This window comes from Nocardioides pelophilus (assembly GCF_014180685.1).
Taxonomy (GTDB): domain Bacteria; phylum Actinomycetota; class Actinomycetes; order Propionibacteriales; family Nocardioidaceae; genus Nocardioides; species Nocardioides pelophilus.
The window spans coordinates 1-6,243 of the sequence record NZ_JACEHF010000216.1 but is presented as its reverse complement, the minus strand read 5'-3'; the positions used below and the strand labels follow the sequence as shown (position 1 = coordinate 6,243).

General features: G+C 68.7%; 5 protein-coding genes. All 5 read right to left on the bottom strand.

Going from position 1 to position 6,243, the window contains the following annotated elements; all coding sequences use genetic code 11:
- The coding region (locus H0488_RS21390) for a GNAT family N-acetyltransferase (protein WP_183101236.1) at positions 1-436 on the bottom strand (436 nt) is incomplete at its 3' end.
- 11 nt (positions 437-447) lie between these two features.
- Positions 448-969 carry a phage tail protein gene (locus H0488_RS21385; RefSeq protein WP_183101235.1) on the bottom strand — a complete coding sequence of 174 codons (522 nt, stop codon included), beginning with the start codon at positions 967-969 and terminating at the stop codon, positions 448-450.
- 16 nt (positions 970-985) lie between these two features.
- Positions 986-1,504, bottom strand: coding sequence for a phage tail protein (locus H0488_RS21380; RefSeq protein ID WP_183101234.1), 519 nt, complete (start codon positions 1,502-1,504; stop codon positions 986-988).
- Between the two features lie 12 nt (positions 1,505-1,516).
- Positions 1,517-2,017, bottom strand: coding sequence for a phage tail protein (locus H0488_RS21375; RefSeq protein WP_183101233.1), 501 nt, complete (start codon positions 2,015-2,017; stop codon positions 1,517-1,519).
- Between the two features lie 27 nt (positions 2,018-2,044).
- Positions 2,045-6,243, bottom strand: a 4,199-nt coding sequence (locus H0488_RS21370; protein ID WP_183101232.1) for an Ig-like domain-containing protein, incomplete at its 5' end; no start/stop codon positions are given.

The following is a 6,243-nucleotide window of genomic DNA, read 5'->3' as shown; positions in this document are numbered from 1 at the left end:
GGTTGTCCATCGCGACGTGCAGGCTCACCGTGCGGCAGGTCGCGGCCGCCTGGTCCTGGACGCCCCGGATCAGCGCTGCGCCGATCCCGGCTCCCCGGTGCTCGGGGAGCAGGCTGATGTCGATGATCCGGATCTCAGCGGTCCCCCGGTCGACGTACAGCCGCCCGCCGGGACGGCCGGCCACCTCGACGATGTCGAACGAAGCGTCCGGGTGAAGCTGTCGGTAGTGCTGGTCCTGGGCGCGGAACTGCATCGCGACGAGCGCGTCGCGCTGGTCGCCGGCGACCGGCAACAGGGCGAGGTCGGCGCGGGTGGTGGCGTAGAGCGCCACCAGGAACGGCCGGTCGGCCTCGGTCACCGGGCGCAACGTGACGCCGTCGGGCACGGTCCTGTCGGGCACGGTCCTGTCGGGCACGGTCCTGGGAGGCACGGTCATCGCGGGCACGGTCATGGCCTCGGCGGGAAGATGCCCTGCAGCGCGATGCAGAAGTTCACGGTCAGGTAGGGCTGCATGTTGTTGTGCGGCAGGCTGCCGCCGGCCAGCGCGAGCGTCTGCGGGCTGAGCTGGGTGTTGGTGCTCGCCTGGTAGAGCGTGCCGCCGGCCGACTGGGCATAGACGGCCGACGGATTGGGCGTGCTGGTGTCGCCGAGGTCGACCGTGTTCGCGCTCAGCTGGTGGGTGTGGACGGGGATCTCGCTCTGGAGCAGGGTCACGGTCTCGACACCGCTCATCTCCCCGAGGAACCGCTGGCTCAGGCCCTGCCCCTGGCCGGGCTGCATCGGTGCGTTGCCCTGGAGGTCGGGCAGGGCGAAGGTCGACTTGCCGTCGCCGCCGTAGACCGTGCCGAGCAGCGAGAAGAGGGCGGTGTTCTGCGAGATCGGCATCAGCTGGCCGTTGCACAGGGCCCACCCGGTGGGGGCGAAGTTGAACGGGAAGATGCGGATCTCCGCAACGAACTGGTCGGACATGGCGCTCCTTCGGCTATCAGGTCTGGTTCGGGAAGACGCCGAACAGCGAGATGATGAAGTTGATGCAGAGGAAGGGCTGCATGTTCTCGTGCGGCTGGCTGCCGCCGATCGGCGCCACCGCCAAAGCATTGAAGTTGCCCGTGGTGGCGTCGTTGATGAACGGCACCACGTTGAGCGAGATCGCCGGCAGGCTGCCCGCCGGGCTGACCTGGTTGCCCGGCTGGCTGTCGTTGCCCGACAGCGGATGGCTGTGGTTCGGGATCTGCTGGATCGTCAGGGTTTCGCTCTCGGTCCCCGCCATCTCGCCCATCTGGTACGTCGTCCCGTCGGGCCCGGTGCCCATGTGGATCGGGAACCGGCTGGCCAGGTTCGGCAGGTTGAAGGTCTCCTGGCCGTCGCCGCCGTAGGTCGTGCCGATCAGCGTGAACAGCGCGTCGTTCTCCGCGATGGGGATCGTCTGCCCCTCGCAGAACATCCAGCCGTTGGGCGGGAAGTTGCCTGCGAACATCCGGATCTCGCCGATGTAAGGCGCCATCGTCGTCCCTCCTCAGTTCTGGCTCGGGAAGATGCCGATGAGCGCGATGCAGAAGTTGAGCGTCAGGTACGGCGCCATGTTGTTGTGCGGCTGGCTGCCCCCCACGCTCGACACCATCGCCGGGTTCAGCGTCGTCGTCGGAGCTCCGCTGCGATAGGCGTTGTTGGCGCCACCGAGGTATCTGCCGTTCGGCGACGCCGAGCCACCCGTCGCGACGGTCGAGCCGTTGACGAAGTGGGTGTGCGTCGGCAGCTGCTGGAGGTTGATCGTCACCGAGGTCGAGCCCGCCGCCTCCCCCAGCGTGTGGCCCGCGCCGAAGTGGATCGGCACCCGGCCGCGCAGGTTGGGCAGCGCGAAGTTCGTCTGCCCGTTGCCGCCATACGTCGTCCCGAGCAGCGAGAAGAGCGCCTGGTTCTGGTTGATCGGCAGCAGCTGTCCGTTGCACAGGGCCCAGCCCTGGGGTGGGAAGTTGAAGGACATCAGCTTGATCTCGGACAAGAACGGCTCAGACATCCGGGCTCCTTTCTCGGGTCGTGGTGGTCACGGGGTCGGGCACGCGGCGCCGCCGACGAAGCCGCCGCCGGTCGGGACGTTGTTCGCTGCGAGCGCCTGCGGCGTGCCACCGATGCTGTTGTTGTTGATGACGAAGGTCTGCACCGCCCCGTTGTCGTTGTTGGCGCCGGCGTAGCCGGGCAGCCGGATCGTCGTCGCCTGGCGCTGCCGCAGCCGGACGTCGACGTTGATACCGGTCGGGTCGACGGTGGCGTCGGCGCCGCTCGCGTGCAGCGTGTTGCCCGTGATGGCGGTGCAGGCCAGGAAGGTGTCGCCGGGCTGGGTGCCGATGTTGAGGTGCACACCCTGTTTCGGGATCGTGTTGGTGCCGGCGGTGGTGCCGGGCTCGGCGATCGTGTTGCCGGTGATCGTCGTGTTGAGCGTCCCGGACTGAGCCGACGCCCCGCCGCCGGCGAGCACCTCGACGCCGAAGTTGTTGTAGCCGCGGATCTGGTTGCCGGTCACCGACCAGGTGGTGGTCCCGAGCCCGACGTTCTGCAGCTTGAGACCCGACCCCTCAGCGGAACCGCTGTTGGCCGTTCCGCTGACGCCGATCACGTTGTTGGTGAAGGTCGCGGTCTGGGTCGCAGCCCCGAGGGTCTTGACGATCAGCACGCCGGGGCCCACCGCGTCGCGGAAGGTGTTGGTGTCGATCGTCATCGTCGCGTTGCCGCCGGTGCCCGAGGTGAACAGGGACAGTCCGCCGCCGCCGGTGGCGATCGCCGGGTGGTTGTTGTCGAAGGTGTTGTTGGTCAGGGTCAGTGCTGACGTCCCGGAGCCGTTGTGGTCGAGCTGGAACAGGTCGCCGGCGGCGCTGAAGAAGTCGCTCTGCGTGATCGTCGCGTTGAGCGTCCCCGCGGTCGCCTCGGTGGAGAGCAGCAGGGCGTCGTTGGACGGACGCGTGGTGCTCTCCCCGAACACCAGGTTCGTCAACGTCAGGGCGGTGAGGGAACCCGTGCTGTTCACCACGGCCAGGTTGTTCTCGATACCGCCGCTGACATGGGTGTCGGTGATCGACGCCGACCCGGTCAGGTTGGTGAGGTAGACGCTCGACTCGTTGAACGGGTCGGTGCCGTTGGTGCCGTTGGCGCCGTTGATGACGCTGTTGGCGATCGTCAGGCCGGACACGTTGTGCCCACGGATCCCGTAGTTGGAGTGGTTCTTGATCCACATCCGCGTCAACGACGGGGTCATTGTGTCCTTGAGCACGATGCCGGTGCCGACCGGGACCGAGCCCCCGTCGTCGTTCCCCGGCGCGTTCTGGATCGTGCCGCCCGAGCAGCCGGAGGTGTCGGCGTTGGTGCAGGTGCCGCCGTTGCCGGTGACCACCAGGTTGCCGAGGGTGCCGGTGGTGTCCAGCAGGATGCCTTGGTTGAAGCCGCCGGTGGCTTGATTCGCCGAGATCGACTGGAACGTGAGGTCGGCAGCACCGATATCGGTGTTGATGATGGTCAGTGCGCGACCGGTCGTGCTCGTAATCGTGTTGCCGGACCCGGAGACCGCGACCGTGCCACTGGTCTCGGCGCTGAAGCCCCGGCCATTGGTCGTCGTGATGGCGAGCCCTCCACCCGTGAACTGCAGGGTGTGCCCGTCACTGTTGTGCATCGAGACAGCGGTCTGGTTGCCCGTGTCGAGGGTCGTGCTCGGTCCACTGAAGACGGTCGAGCCGCCGGAGTTGTTGCCCACGACGATCCCGCCACTGGCGTCCGGGCCGTCCGTGATCGACCCGGTGAAGGAGACCGTGCCCCCCGTTCGGCTCACCACGTTCACCGACCCGCTGGTGCTGTCGACGATGTCGCCGTCGTAGGTGACGTTCCCGCTGCCGCTGCCTACCTGGAAAGAACCCTGGATCGTGCCTGCGTCGGCGTCGAAGGTACCGGTCCCGAGACTGGTCAGACTCACCCCGCTCGTGGTGTTGGTCGAGGTGATCGAGTCGAAGTTGAGCACCGCACCGAACGCGATGCTCACGTCAATTGCACGCCCGCCGTTCGAGCTCACGTTGGTCGTAGCCGCCGCTGGGACTGTCACGCCCGCAGCATTCGAGAGCACGAACGCGCCGGCCGTCCCGGAGGTCGTCGTGAGCGCGAGATCGCCGAAGGTGAGTGTGCCGGTCGTGTTCGTCACCGCCACCGCGCCGCTGCCCGACCCAGTGACGGTGACCGAGTCGAACACGCTGGTGCCGAGGTTGGTGCCGGTCAGGTCGAGCGCCTTCGCGCCGCTGGTCGTCACGGAGATGGTGCCGGTGCCGGCGAAGCTGACGGTGCCCGCGGTGTTCAGCCGGACGCCGGTGGCGCCCGCGGTGCTGACTGTCAGGTCGGAGACGTTGAACGTGCCCGTGGTGCCGTCGAGCTCGAGACCCGGCTGGCTGCCCGCCGTGCCGGCGTCGATGATCCGCACGTCCGCGATGGTGCCGCCGCCCGAGTCGCCCGCACCGCCGGCGATTCCGCCGCCAGCACCGCTGGGGTCGAGCTCGAGGCCCTGGACGGTGTTCCCGTCATCGATGGTGACGACGTCGGCACCGCTCGCGGTGATCGTCGGACGGTTGCCCGGCGTACCCGTGGCGAGCAGGTCGGAGCCGATCTGCAGGTCGACGATCTCGCCCAGCAGCCGCTGGCCGGCCTGGAGGTCGAACCCCGCGGCGTAGCCAGTGGTCGTGTTGTCGCCGTCGTACAGGTAGATCGTCTGGTTGACGCCGGAGGCCGCCTCGGCCTCGGCCAGCGTGTCGAACGGCGCGGATGACAGACCGCCGCCGCCCGCGGTCGCGGAGTTGTCGACGTACCAGACGCAGCCGGAGAGGTCGACCGTGACGGTGCCGAGGTCGGTGCCGCCGTCGCCGTCCTTCAGCGTGTAGGAGAACGAGTCGGAGAGATCGGTGCAGCCGGGGTTCGGGGTGAACACGAAGTCGCCGTCGGCCTCGATGACCGCGGAACCACCGTCGACCGAAGCCACGGTCTCCGCCGTGATCGTGAGCGGCCCCGCGCTGTCGATGTCGGTGTCGCCCGCGAGGAGGTCGCCGGCGACCGTCTTCTTCGGCCCGCTCTCCGCCGGGGCGCCGTCGGTCGGGTCGTTCATGACGAGCACGGTGTTGCCCACGGCCGCATTGGGCCCGTTGAAGGTCTCGTCGTCGGCCACGGGGGCGTCGTTGACGCAGGTCACCGTGACCGAGACGGTCGCGGTGTCGCCGTCCGGAGTCAGGGTGTAGGTGAAGGTGTCGGGCGTGGTTCCCGGGGGGTCGTTGCAGTAGTTCGGGGACGGCTGGTAGGTCAGGCCGCTGCCGCCACCGGTGATCACGACCGTGCCGTTCGCCGGCTGGGTCACAGAGGCGATCGAGATCGGCCCGGTGTCGCCCTCGACGTCGTTCGCAAGCACGTTGATCGCGGCGGCGGGGTCGTCCTCGTCGAGGATTGCCGAGTTGTCGTTCGCGACGGCGGGGTCAGGCACACAGGTGACGCTCACAGCAACGGTCGCAGTGTCCCCGCCGGGCGTCAGCGTGTAGGTGAAGTCGTCGGTCGGGTCGACCGGGGCGTCGTTGCAGTAGTCGGGGTCCGGCTCGTAGGTCAGGTCGGCCCCCGCGTTGGTGATCACCACGGTGCCGTCGGCCGGCTGGGTCACCGAGCCGATCGTGAACGGGTCGCCGTCGGCGTCGGAGTCGTTGGCCAGCACGTCGATCGTGGTCGCCGGGTCGTCCTCGGCCACCGTCGCCGTGTCGTCGGCGGCCACCGGGTTGTCGGAGACGCAGGTGACCGTGACCGCCACCGTCGCCGTGTCGCCACCCGGCGCCAGCGTGTAGGTGAAGTCGTCGGTCGGGTTGGCCGGGGCGTCGTTGCAGTAGTCGGGGTCCGGCTCGTAGGTCAGGTCGGCCCCCGCGTTGGTGATCACCACGGTGCCGTCGGCCGGCTGGGTCACCGAGGTGATCGCGAAGCTGTCGCCGTCGGCGTCGGAGTCGTTGGCCAGCACGTCGATCGTGGTCGCCGGGTCGTCCTCGGCCACCGTCGCCGTGTCGCCGACCGCGTCAGGTGCGTCGGCGACGCAGGTGACCGTGACCGCCACCGTCGCCGTATCGCCACCCGGCGCCAGCGTGTAGGTGAAGTCGTCGGTCGGGTTGGCCGGGGCGTCGTTGCAGTAGTCGGGGTCCGGCTCGTAGGTCAGGTCGGCCCCCGCGTTGGTGATCACCACGGTGCCGTCGG